At 44.3% G+C, this 17,921-nt stretch carries 15 protein-coding genes; 8 read left to right on the top strand and 7 right to left on the bottom strand.

The annotated features are described in order from the left end of the window. Positions 1-21: 21 nt before the first annotated feature. The 5 genes from ACEN8J_RS10100 to ACEN8J_RS10080 all read right to left on the bottom strand — a co-directional run bounded on the left by ACEN8J_RS10100 (position 22) and on the right by ACEN8J_RS10080 (position 4,891). Positions 22-1,224, bottom strand: coding sequence for a Ger(x)C family spore germination protein (locus ACEN8J_RS10100; RefSeq protein ID WP_165150641.1), 1,203 nt, complete (start codon positions 1,222-1,224; stop codon positions 22-24). A 9-nt stretch (positions 1,225-1,233) separates the two neighbouring features. Beyond that, positions 1,234-2,850 (bottom strand): spore germination protein, encoded by a 1,617-nt coding sequence (locus ACEN8J_RS10095; RefSeq protein WP_495594460.1) that lies wholly within the window; start codon positions 2,848-2,850, stop codon positions 1,234-1,236. A 183-nt stretch (positions 2,851-3,033) separates the two neighbouring features. Further along, positions 3,034-3,723 carry a metal-dependent hydrolase gene (locus ACEN8J_RS10090; RefSeq protein ID WP_069011459.1) on the bottom strand — a complete coding sequence of 230 codons (690 nt, stop codon included), beginning with the start codon at positions 3,721-3,723 and terminating at the stop codon, positions 3,034-3,036. 111 nt (positions 3,724-3,834) lie between these two features. Further along, the gene (locus ACEN8J_RS10085; RefSeq protein WP_029515311.1) at positions 3,835-4,470 is read right to left on the bottom strand and encodes an FMN-dependent NADH-azoreductase; all 636 of its coding nucleotides are present in this window, start codon (positions 4,468-4,470) and stop codon (positions 3,835-3,837) included. Between the two features lie 37 nt (positions 4,471-4,507). Beyond that, on the bottom strand, positions 4,508-4,891 hold the full coding sequence (locus ACEN8J_RS10080; protein ID WP_029515310.1) for a tautomerase family protein: 384 nt from the start codon (positions 4,889-4,891) through the stop codon (positions 4,508-4,510). A 124-nt stretch (positions 4,892-5,015) separates the two neighbouring features. On the opposite strand from ACEN8J_RS10080, the gene ACEN8J_RS10075 reads away from it, so the two are divergent. Both ACEN8J_RS10075 and ACEN8J_RS10070 read left to right on the top strand, forming a co-directional pair. Beyond that, the gene (locus ACEN8J_RS10075; RefSeq protein ID WP_495594459.1) at positions 5,016-7,547 is read left to right on the top strand and encodes a helix-turn-helix domain-containing protein; all 2,532 of its coding nucleotides are present in this window, start codon (positions 5,016-5,018) and stop codon (positions 7,545-7,547) included. Positions 7,548-8,022: 475 nt separating this feature from the next. Then, positions 8,023-8,673 carry an FMN-dependent NADH-azoreductase gene (locus tag ACEN8J_RS10070; RefSeq protein WP_341039350.1) on the top strand — a complete coding sequence of 217 codons (651 nt, stop codon included), beginning with the start codon at positions 8,023-8,025 and terminating at the stop codon, positions 8,671-8,673. Positions 8,674-9,043: 370 nt separating this feature from the next. Here the strand turns inward: ACEN8J_RS10070 and ACEN8J_RS10065 are convergent, their stop codons facing one another. Further along, positions 9,044-9,328: a helix-turn-helix domain-containing protein gene (locus tag ACEN8J_RS10065; RefSeq protein WP_141695491.1), complete on the bottom strand. Its 285-nt coding sequence runs from the start codon at positions 9,326-9,328 to the stop codon at positions 9,044-9,046. A gap of 596 nt (positions 9,329-9,924) precedes the next feature. Then, positions 9,925-10,776: an aldo/keto reductase gene (locus ACEN8J_RS10060; protein WP_029515308.1), complete on the bottom strand. Its 852-nt coding sequence runs from the start codon at positions 10,774-10,776 to the stop codon at positions 9,925-9,927. A 175-nt stretch (positions 10,777-10,951) separates the two neighbouring features. Between ACEN8J_RS10060 and ACEN8J_RS10055 the strand changes: the two genes are divergently transcribed. From ACEN8J_RS10055 to ACEN8J_RS10030, 6 genes are all read left to right on the top strand, one after another. Further along, on the top strand, positions 10,952-11,446 hold the full coding sequence (locus ACEN8J_RS10055) for a MerR family transcriptional regulator (protein ID WP_029515307.1): 495 nt from the start codon (positions 10,952-10,954) through the stop codon (positions 11,444-11,446). Positions 11,447-12,068: 622 nt separating this feature from the next. After that, positions 12,069-12,950: a hypothetical protein gene (locus ACEN8J_RS10050; RefSeq protein WP_029515306.1), complete on the top strand. Its 882-nt coding sequence runs from the start codon at positions 12,069-12,071 to the stop codon at positions 12,948-12,950. A 914-nt stretch (positions 12,951-13,864) separates the two neighbouring features. Next, positions 13,865-14,383, top strand: coding sequence for a sigma-70 family RNA polymerase sigma factor (locus ACEN8J_RS10045; protein WP_029515305.1), 519 nt, complete (start codon positions 13,865-13,867; stop codon positions 14,381-14,383). Between the two features lie 28 nt (positions 14,384-14,411). Next, entirely contained in the window at positions 14,412-15,518 is a 1,107-nt protein-coding gene (locus tag ACEN8J_RS10040) for a hypothetical protein (RefSeq protein ID WP_241113509.1), read from the top strand. Further along, the gene (locus ACEN8J_RS10035) at positions 15,515-16,498 is read left to right on the top strand and encodes an ABC transporter ATP-binding protein (protein WP_029515303.1); all 984 of its coding nucleotides are present in this window, start codon (positions 15,515-15,517) and stop codon (positions 16,496-16,498) included. The genes ACEN8J_RS10040 and ACEN8J_RS10035 overlap by 4 nt, the downstream gene beginning before the upstream one ends. After that, a complete protein-coding gene (locus tag ACEN8J_RS10030) occupies positions 16,495-17,376 on the top strand; it encodes an ABC transporter permease subunit (protein WP_495594458.1) in 882 nt (293 codons plus the stop codon). The genes ACEN8J_RS10035 and ACEN8J_RS10030 overlap by 4 nt, the downstream gene beginning before the upstream one ends. Positions 17,377-17,921: the final 545 nt, after the last annotated feature.

Genomic DNA, 17,921 nt, shown 5'->3' with positions numbered 1-17,921 from the left:
ATTCACCTCTCCCTGTTTATCTTATTTCAACAGTTCGTTAAAAGATTTTTCGAATAATCCTGGACGTGCAAGCTTCATTTTTACATCTATTTTTATATCCATGTTTGCTAACTCTCCAGGCCACGTCTCTTTTATTTTTTTCCAGTCTTTTGGATACTTGTGATGGATTTTATTTCCAATACCGATAAGGTCGATATTCTTTTGCTGTAAGGCTTTCCAGCCTTCCTGAATTTGCAATTTGATCGTTTCTGCTGCTTGCATCTGCAATTGATGTGTACTTTGCATATTTTTCATTTCTCTTTGGGAAGAGGCTGACAGAAGATCACCGGTAGCTTTAACGTCAACGTTTAGGTAATAATGATTTAAATTCTTGATTGGCGTAACCTTAATCTTGGCTTTCCGGATGAGGAAAGCGGACGTAACATTCCCATCTACATAGTTTACAGTAGTGTTTTTAATCTGGTTGTTTAACCATGAAACCCCCATACTTTCCTTTTCATTTAGAAAGCCGACTCTCTTGTCTTTCTGAAAAATGCTTAAACCCGATAACTTGAGTTTATTTTTGGCGGAGGTTTCCTTGAAAACATCAACAGAGTCTAGTTTCTCCGGCTCTGAACCCTCAAGAGATATTTCTGGAACTCCGGCTGCGCCACTATCGGAGCTAATTTTCGAGATAAATTCATACATGGATATTGCGGGGTAGATTGATCCTAATTTGCTATCTCTTTCTATAATCTTTTCTAAAGCTTGACCAGGAATTTTCTCTGGTGGTACAAGCTTTTTTAAAAAATCACGAGCCTCTCCGTTGGCAATGAATACTTTTACAGTTTCTCGTGAATCAAGGTTGCGGAGGTAAATATCAATAATCTCTTCAATGCCTTGTTCTGCTGCTTTTTTTCCAATAACGAGTATATTATTTTGGGCAAAATATAGTTTGCGCGGGTATTCCAGGCTACTCTTCGTAACGGTTTCTCTCAATGTTTTTCCATGTGTAGAAAAGGTATGTACAGCGCTTTGCGATGCCCCGGTGGAAGAACCACCTGATCCAGTCGTCATAGCTGATGGAATTATGATTTGATAGGTATTGATCCAGTCGCCCTTATGGCCATCAATTCCAGTTGCTGTTGTGATGGCTAATTCGTTCAATTCTGTACGATCTACGCACCCTGTAAGTAATAACCCTGCAATAAACAGAACATAACTAACTCTTAATTGCCGCACCATTGATCTCTCCTATTTTTGGGTATCAGACTTGTCATTATTTTTGATTTCATCCGAACTAGCAGGGTATTGGTGAGCTGCCTGTCTTGTCTGGTTATGGCCTGATTTTTCGCTAGGTCTGGTTTTCATAGCCCACCACGGAGCTCTGATGATAAGGTCCTTCATATTAGATTTAAAGGTGGGGCTGTAGGGCACAAAATAATCAACTCCGAATGATTTGAGAGATACAAGATGAACAAGAAGGGGGATAATTCCTATCAGAATACCGAATAAGCCCAGAGCCCCCGCCAGTAGCATAAGTGCAAAACGCAACAACCTGACTGCTGAAGCCATACCAAAATACGGGATGACAAAGTTCGATATAGCAGTGAAGGCAACAACGATAACCATTGCACCTGAGACCAGTCCGGCTTGCACCGCTGCCTGCCCGATAACCAGAGCTCCTACAATGGAAACGGCTGGTCCGATGACCCGTGGCATTCGCACACCTGCTTCACGAATCACTTCAAACATCAATTCCATCATTAATGCTTCAATTAATGCAGGAAAAGGAGTTCCTTCCCGTTGAGCCATCAGCGTAATTAACAGCGTGGTGGGGATCATTTCCTGTTGGAAAGTCGTCAAGGCTATAAATAGAGAGGGAAGCAACAATGAGACTAGAAAAGATACCACACGAAGAGCCCTTAAAAAAGTTGAAATGTCATATCTCTGGTAGTAGTCTTCGGCCGTTTGAAAGAAATTGAAGAAAGTTACAGGTGCAATCAGAGCGAATGGCGTCCCATCAACCAGAACAGCTACTTGTCCGTCTAAAAGGCTACCTGCGACAGTATCCGGACGCTCTGAGTTTAGCATGGTGGGAAAGAGACTAAGTGGTTCATCCTGTATGAATTCTTCGATATAGCCACTTTCAAGTATGCTGTCTGTATCAATGGATTGAAGCCGTTTTGTAATTTCCCGTATTACTTCTGGATTAGCAACATTTTCAATGTAAGCTAATATGACTTTAGTTTGTGTATATCGTCCAATAACGTGACTTTCAAATTTAAGGTCAGGTGTCCGCAATTTTCTTCTGATCAGTGTAATGTTAGTTGAGACATCCTCTGTAAATCCTTCTTTAGGACCCCGTACTACGGTCTGAGTACTGGGTTCCTGAATAGCCCGTCTTACTCCGCCTGCGATGGAAACTGCCAAAGCATAGTTGTTTCCGTTGATGACAATGACAGCATTCCCGGAGAGAATGGCTTGATATACCTCATTTTGCGAATGTATCATTTGAATATTTCCTGCTGGAATTGTCTTCTTTAATAGAGAGACCGTGCTATTTTCACCAAGCTTAGAGGAAGATTCAGAGAGTTTTTTTGTAATTAAACCTTCCATTAAATCGGAAAGTAAGTTTTGATCAATTAATCCCTCGATATAACATACTGCGAGATGACCGGCATGGGCAGGATTTTCGGAAAAATTACGAATGATAAAATCAGGACCTTGTCCGAGTTTCGATTTGAGTAAAGACAGAGTTTGGGGCAATGACGGATTAATGGGGTCAGTTGTTTGCTGATTGGACTTTTCACTATCTTGTCTACGCCTTCTTTCAGGTCTCAGAACGTTTCTAAACCAACCTAACAACACAAGTTAACCCCCTTGCTTTATTGATAAAGCATATTTTATCCTCTAATACCTAAAATATACTTCTTAAGAGCAGTTGATTCCAAAGTTAACCATTAAAATCCAAAAAATCAAAAGCGGGCGCCGTCCAACAGAGGAGAGCGCCCGCTTTTGATTTTTTGGAAATAACTAAATTCAACTAGCAGGTCAGGGAATCAACTCGAGCCCTTCTCCCGGTTCCAACACTTTCCCTACCCCTTCCTTTAGAAGCGAAGCGAAGTAGTGAGGGTCTTGTTTGATATGAGGGAACGTATTGAAATGGATCGGCACAACTTGTTTCGCTTGAAGCCATTCAGTTGCCAGCGCAGCATCTTCTGGACCCATAGTATGGTTGTCTCCGATCGGCAGAAATGCCAAATCGATATTGCTGAGTTCTCCAATCACCTTCATATCGTAGAACAAACCTGTGTCTCCTGCGTGGTAAATCGTTCTGCCCTCTGCTGTGAACAGAATCCCTGTAGGCATTCCCGTATAGATGATTGTTTTAGTCTCCAGATTAACGAGGCTTGAGCTATGAAAAGCCTGGGTTAATTTCACTTTTCCAAATTCGAATTGATAAGCTCCCCCAATGCTCATGGCGTGGGTTCGTACACCTTGCCAACTGAGAACATCCGCTAGCTCTGCCGATGCGATTACCAGCGCGTCATTTCGTTTTGCAATTTCCACAGTATCTCCAACATGATCCCCGTGGCCATGGGTCAGAAGGATTACATCAGCCTGCACGTCGGCTGCTTCCAGATCGGTGTTGGAGTTGCCTGTAATAAAAGGATCAATAAGAATAATTGTGCCATGGGTTTCGATTTTTACAACCGAATGTCCATGATAAGATACTTTCATTTTTCTTCCCCCTTGGTCAAATCGGCGGTGCCGGGTTTATTCAGATTAATGTGATGTAACAAACCATTGCCACGATATTGACTAATCTCCAATCGCTATCGAAACATACTCTTAGAAATTCTTCGCAGCATTGCGCGCTTTTTCAATTGCTTCGGCTTTGATTTGGGGAGCGCGGTCTCCCGCCGTGGACAGACCTTCCACAAATAGGCTATCAAAGTCTGTTACGCCGACAAAATTCAAAACCGTCTTCAAATGACGGCTTCCATTCTCGCGTTCCGCTACAGGACCTTCCGAATAGATGCCGCCGCTAGCTTGAATGTGGAATGCTTTTTTGTTATGCAGCAGTCCAACGGGGCCATTCTCCGTGTATTTGAATGTTTTGGCTCTGACGCAAAAGGAATCAATGTATGCCTTCAATACCGGAGGGTAAGAAAAGTTCCACATGGGTGTAACGAACACGTACTTGTCCGCAGTGACAAACTCTTCGAGCAAATGATTCAGTTGGGTTATTTTTTCTTGATGCGCGGCAGTCAATTGATCAAACGATGCTCCCGTTTGAAGCTTGCCCCATGCCTCCAATACATCTGCATCGATATGCGGAATGTCTCGTTGATACAGATCTACGTGCACAATCTTATCTTCTGGGTGACTTTCTTGATAGGCTTGTACAAATTGCTCGCCAACGGAAAGGCTGTAAGATGCTTCAGGATTACCAGGATGCGCAGTGATATAAAGAATAGTCGACATAATTATATTTTCTCTCCTTCTTATATAAAATTACGATTTAAACAATAAAAGGGGCGATACCGTTGCCATAAGACCAGTTGTCTTTCGTGACTTCAATTAAATTGATAAAAACATCCTCGGTTCTAATGTTGCACTGCTCATGCAGTTGTTCAGCTAATGCCGCATAGAACTCTTTTTTTACTTCAGACGATCTGCCGACATTCAAAATGATTTGAACGATGAGAAATCCATCGCTTCTTTCAATGTCCAGACAGTTTGGATCAAAGTTGAAGTTCTCTCGGTTGTGTTCCTCGATAATCAAAAAACGATCATTTTCAGGCACTTGCAGCTTGTCCACGATCGTTTGCGAGACAGCCTCTTTAATACGGGCTTTAGCTTCGCTCGAACGTCCTTCCAACGTGACGATACGCGTTAAAGGCATGTAGATTACCTCCTCTTTTTGTTGATATGCTTTATTCTATCTGTTAAAATCCAGAACACGAATGTACATGAGTTCGTGTTAGTTCGTGTCAGAGATGCTCAAACTATTGAAGCCAGGTGATAAGATGGAAGACGAAAAATCTTTGAAAGATTGGCCCCATGATTGGATTAAAAAAATTCGTTCCAGGCCCGCTAGACATAACCTTTCCAAACGAACACGGCAAGTTGACTTGGCAAGGCAAGTTGGCGTCGATCCACGAACCGTTCAACAGTGGGAGAACGGAGATCGTCTTCCCAGCGTTGACAGCCTCAAACGTTTGATTCAAGTCTTTTTGGAGGAAGGACTCTTCCTGGAGGGAGCCCAGCGGAAAGAGGCTGAGGAGCTTTGGCTTGCAGTAAAACGCTTTTCGGAAGTGCGCTCTGCAACAAAACGGGAGTTTCCGGATTTTGATGTCACTTGGTTTGAAACCGTTGCTTCGTTCGAAGGTTCCGCGCAGGAAGGTCGGGTTGCCACGCAAGCCGTTTCACTTGCAAGGCAAAGTCAGTTACCGAAGCCTCCTTCTCTCTTTATAGGAAGAAACCAATCCATGGCTGACCTGAAAGAACAGCTGAAGTTCCATTCCCTTGTGTCAATCGTAGGACCCGGAGGGATAGGGAAAACATCACTTGCTGTTCGAGTCGCTTCAACGCTTGCTGAAACGTATCCGGACGGTATTTGGATGTTCGAATTCGGCGCCGTAAAGGATCATCATTTTTTGGGCCAGTATCTGTTATCCACTATGGGATTGCAAAATCAAGGGAATCGAACTGATCTCCAAACCATATTAGATGTAATCTCCGAGAAAAGAATGATGTTTATTTTCGACAACTGCGAACACATCATTGATGCATGCGCGGCTTTAGCTGAATCACTCCTGATGGCTGCGCCAACACTAAGCATCATGGTCACGAGCCGAGAAGCCTTGAACATTTCGGGGGAATACGTCTATCGGATTCCCCCGTTATCCTTTCCAGGTGAGGAGTATTCGCTGGAGGTGCTTTCCGAAGAAGAAATCAAGGAATTTGAAGCCGTGCAACTGTTTATGGAACGTGCGCTTTTGGTTGCTCCTAAGCTTCAACCCACGCTGGCAAACTTGCAGCTTGTAGGTGCCATATGCAAAAAATTAGAAGGGATTCCGTTAGCCATTGAGCTTGCGGCTTCCAGAATGAGTATGTTGACATTAGAACAGATGGAAGAACGTCTGGCGAGTCTGCTGACATTATTGACTGCTGGAAAACGAAATGCTGTGCCTCGGCAAAAAACGCTGAAATCTACAATCGATTGGAGCTACGATCTACTAACCGGCAAGGAGCAACTGCTTCTGAGAAGGCTCAGTGTATTTTCGGGAGGGTTTACGTTGGAGGCAGTGGAGCGGATCTGTAGCTGCGAACCCACATTGCCCACCCGTGATGATAAACTTGCTCGGGAAGATATGCTTGATCTGTTATCCGGACTGGTCAACAAGTCACTCGTCTCAATCGAAACCAGTGATGACTACCGCTACATCCGTTATTTCATGCTGGAAGCCATTAAGGAATATGCTGGCGAGAAGATGCGGGAAGAAACTGACGGCCGTAACAGACATGTTCTTCTTGAACGTCATGCTCAATATTACAGCCAAATTTTGAATCGTGCCGAGGCCAAGTTCAGGACTCGAGAGCGTGATGCCTGCCTTGATGAAGTGAGACAAGAATATGCAAACCTGCGCTCAGCCATGCAATGGTGTTATCAGAATGATGCACATACCAACTCAATTGGATTTCATATGGTTTCAAACCTTTACTGGTTCTGGCTTCATGAAGGCAGATTAAAGGAGAGGATTTTTTGGCTTAATCGTTTTCTGGAAAGTACCGTTCATAAAGAACTGCCTGGTGGAGATTTTGCCAAAGCATTGCATGGGCGGGGCGTCATTCAATTGGTTCAAGGAAACGTTGAAGAAGCCATGGTTTCAGCTGCACGCAGCGCTGAGCTCGCCCGTGATCTGAACCATTCTGCACAATTAGCCTCTTCTCTTCGTCTCATGGCATTTATTTATATCAAACAGCTACTTTTGAAAGATGCCGAGCCTCTCGTTAAGGAGAGCGTTGATATTGCCAGGAAAACGAAGGACATGTGGAATTTGGCGGCTTCGTTGCATGCTTACGGAAAGCTAAAGCTGGAACAAAAGGAGTATCATGAAGCATCCATGCTTCTAAAAGAGAGCGTGTACTTCTTCGAATCGGTTCAGGATAAATGGGAAGTATCCGGTCCGTACGAAAGCCTCGGTTATGCTGCCTTGAAACTTGGGCAGACCGATCAATCCATTGAATGCTTCAAAAATAGCATTGCGATCAGCCAAATTTACAAAGGGACATGGATTCTCTCTCGCGGAATAGAAGGGTTGGCTATAGCTTTATGGGCAAAGAAGGCTTATCCAGAAGCGGTCATCCTTCTGAGTGCTGCTGAGAAATGTCGCGAAAGCTTCGGAGGTGCTGCCGTTCCGAATTTTCCCGTGGAGCATAATGCAGTGCTTCTTGATCTTCAACATGTTTTAATTGAACAGGAAATACGCGATATTTGGAACAAAGGAAAGAGTCTAACGAAAGACCAGATTCTCGCATATTCTTTAGAAACTTAGGTGTGCAAGCCTCCCTGAAAATCTGATCGTCCAAACGATGGACAGCCTCATTGACAACACGAACAAGGTGATAGTACAAAGAAACCGTTCCTTTCGTAAATGGTGGGTCGCACTTCCATTTACCAAGACGGTTTCTTTTTGTTTTACATCTTTGAGAAAAGCGGTCTTCCTGTGGGGCATGCAGTTTATGAACGGCCAATAAAAGTCAAAAAATTGGTGTCTGCATTTCATGATCCTTCTTGACACTCATTTTTTTCTGTAACTATAATGATTACATTAAGAAGGGAGTTAGTAATGATAATATTCAGCGATTTTCAATAGGACTCGAAAAAGTTCCACTGCTGAATGTTTACCAGACAGTGGAAGTCATGGAGTAGGGGAAGCTCTTTCATATCCACGAACAGCATAGCTAGAATTGCTATTAATAGCATTGTATCCTCAATTATTTTAATCATAACATAGGAGTGGATTTATCATGGCAACTGTATTGTACGTAACCGCTCATCCTTTAAAAGACGGTACATACAGCCTATCAGTCGGCAAACAGTTTATCGAAACCTATCAGGAGGCCAATCCAGGAGATGAGGTCATTCATTTGGACCTGTATCGCATGGATCTTCCGCAAATCGACGCCGATCTTCTAAGACGCTGGGGGCAGCCACCAAGTGGTCTTTCTTTCGATGAACTGAGCGAGGGATCGAAGGTCAAAGCGGTGCGAATGCGCGAGATTACGGACCAATTCATGACTGCGGATAAAATCGTCATTGTCAATCCGGTATGGAATTATTCTTTCCCGTCGGTTCTGAAAGCGTACATTGACGCGGTTATAGTTCCGGGAAAAACTATTAAGCGAGCCGATAATGGGCTGCGGGGTTTGTCCGGTTTGATTGGGACGCAGCAGGACAAAAAAGTGATGCACATTCAGGCTTCCGGCACGGTTCTCTCCCATGGGAAGTTCAAAGATGTAGAGTACAGCCATAGTTATGTAAAAGCTATCATGAATTTACTGGGCATTGACGATGTGCAGGCTATCTTTGTTGAAGGTATCAGTGAGCAGCCGGACCAAGCGCAGAGCATAAAGGAATCAGCAATCCGGCAAGCCATATTGGCAGCCAAAGCGTTTTGATGTGACAGCCTAAAGAAAAAGCGGAAAAATTCCAGGATTTTTTTCTGGTTTTTCTTTCTCTTTTTTGACCATGATGGGGGAATGTATTGTTGTTACACCTGATGTACGTTACCCAAATAAGTTGCATTATTACAATCCTTGATACTTAAGGCAATTCCTTTGTTTTGGCGGCCACAATGCGGTCATCATTATGGAGCGCTATGAGCCATAAGTGGAAATATAATGGTTAAACCCCAGGGACCTTATCCATCTGGAAGAAGCCCTGAGGTTTTTTGTTATTGAGCAGGGAGGTCTTGCCTGTAGTAATACGAAGCGGTCTCAAAATCTTTTTGGTGATAATAAGCTTCAGCTATAAGAATATACAATTCACTCATTTTTTTGTGCGCTTGCTTTTGTTATTGAGTTGGGCTTTTAAATCAGCTTCTTCCTCTGTGATTTCTATACTCTTTATTATGTTTAGAAACTCATTTAACAAATTGCTTTCAAGATATTGTTCCGCCCTTACCAATTGAGTAGGAATGGAGGGAGGAGGAGAAACGGTTTCCGAGGCCACTTCTTCTAAGAGAAAAGTAATAGAGCAATTTAATCGCTCCGCAAGCTTGCTAATGATCTCAAAAGAGGGCATCGCATTTCCTTTCTCAATTTGACTAATCAATATCAGATGATGAATTCACCCGCAGCTGGTTAGCAGCAGGGATAAGCAAGGATTATGCTGAGATCATGACCGGACTCGACCGTAAAATTCGCGAGGAAGGAGCGGAAGATCTAAGTACTGATACTGTAATGAGGGTGACTGGGAAGGCGCCTGTCTCCTTCCAACAATTTGCACAGAGACACGCAGGAATCTGGATGCGGGAATTAGACAGTACTATGACATTTTAGCCAAACTCAAACAGCGTGCACCAAGCTTGGAAAATTCCCTTGGAATCCTCGGCACTTCGCGTAGATATTTGTGTGTCCCAGCTTCCAACTGACAAAACCGAAAATATCTAGTTACGAACACAAGCTGAGAATTGCGCTAACAGAGATGCTCGTTGAATAAATTAGTCTAAATCTTCTATTAGAAACAGACTAGAATTATTGCTTTAATAGGGGGGATTATGATTAAGCGAAAGGTGGCATCTTATAAAGCGGAAAAGCGAATCCAAGGGTCAATTCAAGTAAAGAAAGGACAGGGTTCACTTTAAACCGCTCTGCCCTTTCTTTATAGATGAGGATAAACGAGTGATAAGTTTATGGTTCGATCAAGGTTTACAGATCGATTCTCCAGTTGCCCATCATCTTGGCGACTTCCGGGTCGCGATACGATAAGAAAAGACTTTCCCGCGTATCGAGGGCCGAGATTTGTTCGATATCATCCGCGCTCAACTCAAAATCGAAAATGTCAAAGTTTTCGACGATCCGCTCTTTTCTCACCGATTTTGGAATTACAACGACTTCACGCTGAACAAGCCAGCGCAATACGACCTGAGCGACGGACTTGTTGTATTTTTCTGCGATCGAGAGCAACACTTCGTTTTTGAACATGTTGTTAAGTCCCTCAGCGAATGGGGCCCACGACTGGTGTTGAACTCCGTGCTCTTTCATAAAAGCTGCGCTCTCTGTTTGCTGGTAGAACGGGTGCGTTTCGATCTGGTTGACGGCGGGTACGATTTCGTTATGAACGATGAGGTCCATCAGGCGGTCGGGTAGGAAGTTGCTGACACCGATCGCCCTAATCTTGCCTTCGCGGTACAGGTCTTCCATCGCACGCCATGCACCGTAGTAATCGCCAAATGGCTGGTGAATAAGGTACAGATCGAGATAGTCGAGTTGAAGCTTCTTCAAGGATTTGGCAAATGCGTGCTTGGTACTCTCGTAGCCGGCATCCTGAACCCAGAGCTTGGTCGTGATGAACAGCTGCTCACGCGGTACGCCGCTGCGGTTAATCGCACGACCGACCGCTTCCTCATTCAAATAACCGGAGGCGGTGTCGATCAGGCGGTAACCAGCCATCAGCGCTTCATATACAGCGTTCTCGCATTCTTCAGCATCTGGAACTTGGTAGACACCAAAGCCGATGATCGGCATTTTCACACCATTGTTTAATGTTACGGTTTGCATTGTATTTCCTCCCATTGTCCAAATGTAAAACGCAAACGGCCGCAAAACTCGGAAATCGGGCACCTCAGTGGGCTTCCGCTTACGGTCGACTTGCATTACAATAAGCCTAACGCCTTCGTGTTACACGAAGTCAAGCCATCTTCAAAAATTTTTATTTTTCCAAGGAGGATTCCACATGCATACAGTCAAAGAAGCTGCCCAGATAACGGGACTCACCGAGCACGCTGTACGCTTTTACACGGATAAAGGCCTGGTACCAAGCGTACAGCGCAATCAAAACAACATTCGGATGTTCGACGAAGAATCGATCAACTGGTTGCATGGCGTCAAATGTCTCAAGCAATCCGGGATGCCGATTGAAGTCATTAAAATGTACGTCGATTTCTGTCTCGAAGGGGATTCGACCATTCCGCAACGCTACACACTCATGATGGAGCATAAGGAAGCGGCGCTCATTAAGCTCGAAGAAGCCAAACAGCACGTTGCCCATTTGGAACAAAAAACGGCTCTATATCAGGCCATTCTGGAGCACCGCTCTCCAGACACGACCAATCCTGGCAACTGGGATAAAATTCAGCATATGCATAGTGACGTTTTTTACTCGCCCTCTGTTCGGAAGGCTAGAGATCTACGTGAGACACAACCACTCGAAGAAAATCCTCTGTTTTAAATTTCTGGTTGGCTTAGGATGAACAAGATTCAGAATAGTCTAGATTGGACTAACGAGAGACGATAACTTAATCATAACGAGAAGGCAGCAGGCCAAATGGACCCATTGCCTTCGTTCAAATCCTCTGTTTTTACACCAAATAACAGCACTGAACGCATCGTAAAAGATCATAAAATGGTAACGTTGTTTCAAACATGAGTCGAACCGTCTGGGTAACTTAGTTCTCGGACTGATCTTCCCAATGTATGTATTTACCTTTTTGCGGGATCAGTCGATCAGCTAACGCACTTTCAGGAAAGCTTTCTATCATCGTATGTACACATGATTTAAAAGGAGGCAGCACCCCACGCCAGCGGTAGAATTGACTACTACAGAGATTAGAATGTAAAGAAACGTAAGTCTGAAATAACAAGGGGCAGACTGAAAGATTTAATGGAACTGCGTCCAAGACTTAAACAGGCACAGTATGCAAAAATACTTGGGCTAAGCCAATTCAGTGTCTCACATCATATGCGAAAATTCAGAGAAGATTCAACTTGTGAATAGCTCACTTAACTACGTAATTGACCATTGCCCAATTATAATATACTATTGGTTAAAAATGTAATCAGGAGGCAGCTATATGTTTAACTCGGCAGTTTTAGAATCAATAAGTGACATAAACCTTTTGTATGAAATGCTGCAAGCAGAGTTTTCACTAGATGGTTGGGATGCTATGGTACATATTGCGGATAAACTCCACCACTCAATCAACGCATTCTATGAAGAAGACCAACTTAGACAAGCAAAAGGGCAGCCGAGAATTGATACTAAAAGACTTAAACGAAGTGTTGCTTTTTATTTTGGATATTCTATGGTGGCGAAAGGTATCGCATTGCAAAAGATGGGCGATTACTCAGCAGCCAGGGATTGTATTGAAAAGTACTCTGAATTGGGATGGATATCTGGATTGGACGATGAGGGGAAGGAGGATGTAGCACATTTCAGGATGATTGCAAATGCCAATACATATGTTTTGAATTTGCTGGAAGGTAATATGGAGACGCTTCCTGAATATGTGCAATTTATACACAATGCCGAGGAAGAAGAGTTGTTGCCGGGGATTATTACGATACTGGAGTCAGCTTTAAAACATAACTGTAACGTTGATTGGGCATTAAAAGAATTTGAGCCTAATTTGGACGCTCTGGATGGAGAGTACGAAACGGAAGCCAATATTCGTTATTATATAGATCATTTATATCTTATGTCCCTTTACCACTTTACTAATGGTAATATTTACAATGCATTAAATATATCCCTCAAGGGATTGCGAATGTCTGATAAACTTAAGGATGATACTGGATATAAAAAAATCAATGCATTATTTGTTTCATTTAGTGTTCATGCAACTAAAGAACAGCTGAATGAATATAATGTATTGAACAAAACTATCCTAGAAAGGGTGTTAAAAGATGAAAAAGGCATTAGGTATGATGGCAGTAGTATTGTTTCTGTTAGGTAACGTAATCATCCCTACTGGTGCAGCAACGATCCAACCTAACAATCACGGCATGAATAGCTTCCAACAACTTAATAATCATGGCATGAATAGCTAGGTTCGTATATTTGAAACCCCTTCTACAAAGAAGGGGTTTTTATTTGGTAGAATAGTTCCAAAGAATCATAACAATCTTCTAGAAATCTACTGATTTTTCTGAAGGATATCCACTCAATTCACAGAACACTATCATTGAGGAGAGGCGTGTCGAGGCAGGGGGTGCTTCGTGCCCTCATAAAGCCATTTCAGCAGCACAAAGACTTAATGTCTCGGCCGTCAATTCAAATATATCGGTTACATTGGGCGTTTTACATTGCAATAAAAACGATGGAGGGCGCTCAACGTGATAACACTGACTAGTAATCGTTACTGATAATATTCCCTCCATTCCTATTCCAGTCATAGGTTCAATATCAATTAACCCCATGCATACTAAATAATGAAAAGTTAAGTGTCGTTCAGTATTTAGTTCTAGCGGACCTGACAAAAGGCATTGTCAAACAGTTTTCTGGGAAATTTTAAGCGATCGTTATAGACGCTCCAAAACAGATTAGCTTTTTATAATCACCCGAAAAGGTGGCTATGGAAAGCTTTTTTACCGGTTTAATGAATCATTAATACAATGATGGATGTAGTCGGTACGACGTACATACACAAATTTCGTTAGAGCGACGAGCATAGGTTTTGCTGAAATACAATAGTTCTTTGTACAATAAAGTTGTTTTCTAATGTCTAACAATTTCTTAATCCTGATGTCATTGGACTGTCCAATTAAGTGCAGCCTAAAAAAATTCGAAGAAAATCTCCCGAGCATGATACAAAAAAGGAAGAAGGTTCGTCTTCCTAATAGCTGCAGCTTAAAAGGAGGCAATTATAAAATGAGTATTCCGGAATCCTCACCATTCCGCAACATATTTTATGAGCATTATCCAACCGTACGCAGAAAACTGGCTGCGCTTGTGCGAGATGAAGCAGCAGCCGACGATCTGGCGCAGGAAGTATTTCTGAGGCTGTACAGAAATCCGCCGGACAACCCGGCAACCCTGGGGGCATGGCTACACCGGGTACTGACAAGAATCGGATACGATTATTTAGAGAAGAGAGCAAGAGAGAGAAAGCTGCAGAATAAGCAGGAGATAATGTATGAAGGGGAAGTCGCTTCTGAATCCGGCGAAGAGGCGCTGATGCGTCGATTGGATCAGGAAGAGGTTCAGGCTTGGCTGGACAGACTGCCCGAACGAGACCGCCAAGCGCTGCTTCTGCGCTACTCCGGCTACAGCTATGCGGAGATCGCGGAAGAGCTTAATGTCAGGTCGCCGCTAATAGGCAGTCTGCTCCAAAGAGCGACACGCAAGCTGCAGGCCACATCCAGCAAGGCTATAGCAAGGCAGGACTAATCAAATATTCGGAAAGGATTGAAATGATATGACAACTAAATTGCAGCATTCAGAAGCTGACAAAAGTACACATGAAGCCTGGGAGAGGTTGCTACAGAAGCTGGCCATGGAGCCGGTAAACGCCAAGTGGGAGACCGGGGACGCAAATAACAAAGAGGACGTTCTGAGGCTTGCCGATACCCTTAGGCCGCCAGCGGACTCAGCTGCAATTCAGGATTCGGAATCCAGTTTGAAAGTTGATGCTCCGGCTCCGGTTGCTTCTTTCCGCCGGCGGGCAGGCAAGGGCCGAAAGTGGGCCGCAGCGGTGGCGGCAGCCGTTATCTTTGGCGTCGTACTTACAACCCCTGTGGGAAATAACGCGCTGGCGGCATTTTTAAATCAATTCCGGGTGCAGGATATCGCTACAGTTGACGAAAGCACGCTCGAAGGTATGTTTAATCAACTGGTTCCGGGAAAATCGGCCGACATAGAAAACACCTTTGGCCAGTTTACATCGGAAAGCGGAAACGTACAGGGTGATTTTACGCGTGAACAAGCCGTCTCTAAGCTCGGATATCAGCTTCTTCCAGTAAATGTGGCCGGAACGAAGGAAAGTGTGTACGTTACTCCTTCACAAAAAATTACAATGATGCTGAATGTGGATGAGCTCAATAAAGCTATGCAGCGTGTAGGGGCAACGAAGCTGCTGCCGGAGTCGATGGACAATAAAGAAATAGCGTTTAGTACACATGAAAGCGTAAATTACGATTTGGGTACCGATCAGGACCACTGGGCAACTCTGACACAGATGCAGGCTCCAGAAATTACGGTAGATCCGTCCGTTGATACAGAAAAAGCGGTGGATGCCGTTCTTCAGCTTCCGATTCTGCCTTCCGATCTGAAAGAGAAGGTAAAGCGCAGCCGCATTCTGGCAGGTTCCATTCCTATGCCATATGTGGTTAATAAAAGTGCTGAAACTTCTGAGATTACCATTGGAGGAACCAAGGTTCTGGTTACAAACATGAAGTACAGATCAATGACGAATCGTACCGCTATCTGGATCAAAGACGGACAGGTCTTTTCCTTTGAAGGTGGGAGCGCCTATGAGTCAGAGTTTGATTTCATGAACAAGCTTAAGGAGCTGGTTGAGGCATGAGTAAGCCGACAATCGACGCTAAAGGATTAACCAAGGAATACAGCAACGGGCGCGGCTGCCGCAACGTGACCATCACCGTAGGGAAAGGGGAAGCCTTTGGCTTCCTCGGCCCCAATGGAGCCGGGAAAAGCACATTTGTGAAAATGCTGGTCGGGCTCATCCATCCGACGGCCGGAGGAGCAACCCTGATGGGTGCACCCATCGGAACGCTCGAAGCGAAACGGCAAATCGGGTATCTCCCCGAGCTGTACCGGTATCAGGAATGGCTTACCGGTGATGAGGTCGTCCGGTTGCATGGGCGATTATGCGGTTTGGACAAGCAGGTGATCGACAAGAGAGTTCCTGAGCTATTGCACATGGTAGGTGTGGGTCAACGGGGGAAGGACCGTGTTAAGCATTATTCCAAAGGCATGCAGCAGCGGCTTGGACTGGCTTGCGCGCTGGTGAATGATCCGGCCGTGATTTTTCTTGACGAGCCTTCTTCCGCCATGGATCCGGTTGGACGAATGCATGTACGTAATATACTTGAGGAACTGAAGCAGCAGGGGAAAACGATTTTCTTAAACTCCCATCTGCTTGAGGATGTGGAAGTATTATGCGACAGAATGGCACTCTTGAATAACGGACAGGTTCTCCGCCATGGGCGGGTAGCCGAAATGCTCCAGAAGCGAGTCTGCTGGCGTTTTAAAGTCGGCGGATTTTCGCCTTTTTTGCTGTCCTGGCTTATGGATACGACAGAGCTCAGCTTTCGAGTAATAACAGATGGAAAAGCCGAAGGCGGATTTACAGGAGAGAGGGGCATAGATGATACCGTCTGGCTTGAAGCGGAACTGGAGAGCGAAGAACAGGCAGGCTGGATCAATACGTTGCTGATCGGACAGGGGATGACGTTATATGAAGTCACCAAAGTTCGAGAACGGCTTGAAGAGTGGTTCATGAAGGCTGTTGCAGGGCTGAATCATAGGGGGGAACAGGAATGAGGATTATTTGGACCATGACCTGGAAGGAGCTACTGCGCAAACGGGTCCTCCTGCTGACACTTTTATTAACTGTTGTATTCCTGCTGGGATTTTGGTTTATTGCCGGCGCCATCGCAGGAGATTCTACCTCTAGGGTGATCACAGGCGGTACGAATAATGAAACTATGATCCAGGAATTTACGCTCGGGATGTTCATTTTGATGCTCGGTTTTTTCTTCGCAAGTTTTGTACTCGCCTTTTTAGCGATTTTTAGCTCATTTTCCACGATTGCGGGTGAGGCGGAGCAGGGGGTCATGCAGGCGATGCTGCCACGGCCGATTCCGAGGTGGAAATGGTATACGGGCCGCTGGCTCGGCTATGTTTCGCTTGGTGTAATCTATGCCTTGGTATTGTACAGCCTGATTTTGTGGATCACCGATGTGCATGCTTCGATCCCGCGTGATCCGGTAGTGCTGGTGCAGTCTTTTTTGCTATTTGCTTCAGTCGTTCCCTTGCTTGTAACCGTGTCCATGTTCGGATCCGGCTATTTGTCATCGGTTGCGAATGGTGTCGTCATGACGATGCTTTATGGGGCTGGTTGGCTCGGTGGCATGGTTGGAAAAATCATCGGCTCTGTGGGTCTGGAGCCAGGTCCCATGCAGACCCTGAACAATATAACGGGTGTCCTGTCCCTGATCATGCCTGCCGATGGACTGCAGCGTAAAATGCAGGCAGTGTTGTTCAGCTTCGAGAATATTAATGGACTCATCCCGGTAAGCACAAGTGGACCGTTTGGTATCGACGAGATTCCTTCAACAGCCTTTTTGATATACGCGGCATTTTACACGGCTGTGCTCTTTGGACTCGGGCTGCGCCGCTTTGTCCGCAAGGATTTATAGGTTCTACTTTGAAGTTTCAGACTTCAGCAGCCATTCAAAAAAATTGTTTTAAAAGACCTTCTGAGAATAAAAAAGGTGGTCTAAAAAGACCGCCAAATTGCTTGCTTTATTCCAATAAATGAATCAATGAGTCTGTTTATCTATTTCGATCGTTCATTAGTTTCAGCCTCGTCTTTACGCCATAATCACGCTTAAAGCGATCAAAAAGGGCCTAAGGTCTCCAAGTCTATAGAAGGTGATAGACATTATTGCAACCATATTTACACAGCGATAATAATATTTTAATTGGGGCAGAACAAGATGGACTGCTGCTAGTTACTATTCTGACAATATGCATCTTAATTTCAGTTTGATGTTACCCGTTAGAGAGCATCGGGTACAAGCTCAAACTTTAATCATTTGATGTTGACCTCTATGGCTAATATTTCTATTTTCAAAAGACGTTTTAGGATAACCTAGAGCGTTTTTTTATTTTGAAAATCACCTGGGTATATGCCCATTTCTGCAAACGATGCTTATCTTTCCAGCGTAACAATCAATAGAAA

Source organism: Paenibacillus sp. Paensp38, from assembly GCF_059491915.1.
The sequence above is the reverse complement of the archived record's forward strand: the minus strand, read 5'-3'. Positions and strand labels throughout refer to the sequence as shown.

Excerpts from the sequence above, each read along its gene's own strand:
- ACEN8J_RS10100 (WP_165150641.1), bottom strand. The coding sequence starts at position 1,224 with ATGGTGCGGCAATTAAGAGTTAGTTATGTTCTGTTTATTGCAGGGTTA.
- ACEN8J_RS10090 (WP_069011459.1), bottom strand. The coding sequence starts at position 3,723 with ATGAAAGTATCTTATCATGGACATTCGGTTGTAAAAATCGAAACCCAT.
- ACEN8J_RS10085 (WP_029515311.1), bottom strand. The coding sequence starts at position 4,470 with ATGTCGACTATTCTTTATATCACTGCGCATCCTGGTAATCCTGAAGCA.
- ACEN8J_RS10080 (WP_029515310.1), bottom strand. The coding sequence starts at position 4,891 with ATGCCTTTAACGCGTATCGTCACGTTGGAAGGACGTTCGAGCGAAGCT.
- ACEN8J_RS10075 (WP_495594459.1), top strand. The coding sequence starts at position 5,016 with ATGGAAGACGAAAAATCTTTGAAAGATTGGCCCCATGATTGGATTAAA.
- ACEN8J_RS10070 (WP_341039350.1), top strand. The coding sequence starts at position 8,023 with ATGGCAACTGTATTGTACGTAACCGCTCATCCTTTAAAAGACGGTACA.
- ACEN8J_RS10060 (WP_029515308.1), bottom strand. The coding sequence starts at position 10,776 with ATGCAAACCGTAACATTAAACAATGGTGTGAAAATGCCGATCATCGGC.
- ACEN8J_RS10055 (WP_029515307.1), top strand. The coding sequence starts at position 10,952 with ATGCATACAGTCAAAGAAGCTGCCCAGATAACGGGACTCACCGAGCAC.
- ACEN8J_RS10050 (WP_029515306.1), top strand. The coding sequence starts at position 12,069 with ATGTTTAACTCGGCAGTTTTAGAATCAATAAGTGACATAAACCTTTTG.
- ACEN8J_RS10045 (WP_029515305.1), top strand. The coding sequence starts at position 13,865 with ATGAGTATTCCGGAATCCTCACCATTCCGCAACATATTTTATGAGCAT.
- ACEN8J_RS10040 (WP_241113509.1), top strand. The coding sequence starts at position 14,412 with ATGACAACTAAATTGCAGCATTCAGAAGCTGACAAAAGTACACATGAA.
- ACEN8J_RS10035 (WP_029515303.1), top strand. The coding sequence starts at position 15,515 with ATGAGTAAGCCGACAATCGACGCTAAAGGATTAACCAAGGAATACAGC.
- ACEN8J_RS10030 (WP_495594458.1), top strand. The coding sequence starts at position 16,495 with ATGAGGATTATTTGGACCATGACCTGGAAGGAGCTACTGCGCAAACGG.